Consider the following 830-nt stretch of genomic DNA (forward strand, 5'->3'; position numbering starts at 1 on the left):
AAATGTAAAATTCACATTCCCATTATTAGTTGAGTTAGCTGAATTAGAAGTAATCCCTGCTTGCACACCGGAATTATTTGTAAATGCTATACTATAACCAAAATATGCGGTTGGTATTGTCCCTAACCCTATGACGCCTAATTTATTAAATTGAAAAAAATTGACACCTTGATAAGTAAATGCTGTATTCGTAGATGAACCTGGACCTGAAGTTCCTCCGACAACTATACTAAAATTTCCAATGCATACTTTTGGAGTTTGACCATCTATGGTATAAGTAACAAACTCGCTAACAGCATTACAAGTAGTAATCGCACCCACATTTGTAGCTGGTGCACTTCCTATATAAGTAATCTCCCCAGAAGTTTGCACATTATCAATATCATAACCATCTATTGTAAATAGAGCTGAATTTGAACAAATTGTCGTAACAAAACTAAAACTTCCATTGGAAATCGTCTGAATATTATTTTGGAAATAGTTGGTTTGATTAGGTAGATCCATTACAATATAACCATTGGTAACATTATTTCCGGTACAATTAAGCAGGGTTCCAGAAATGGTCATGGTTTGTATGGTTGAACTCGCAATTGATTGTGACAAATTATTAACCGATGCAGGCGAAAATGAACCTATACTTCCAGAGTAAATCACCATGTTGCATTGATCATAAACTTTCATCTCCAAATTTTGATTAGCGATTACCAATCCAGAGACAACACCGCTCATATTGCTAATGCCATTAACTTCATATGCCATAGATGCTGTTTTTAATCCCACTCTCAATCCAACCAAAGGTTGATTGTTAGAATTTACAAGTGTTAAATTTA

General features: G+C 34.5%; 1 protein-coding gene. It reads right to left on the minus strand.

Annotated features, from left to right (window positions below):
* Positions 1-830: hypothetical protein (locus tag AC4AGG_RS16625; RefSeq protein WP_489773140.1), on the minus strand; the 830-nt coding region annotated here is incomplete at both ends.

The organism is Chryseobacterium sp. CG10_8, assembly GCF_058117085.1.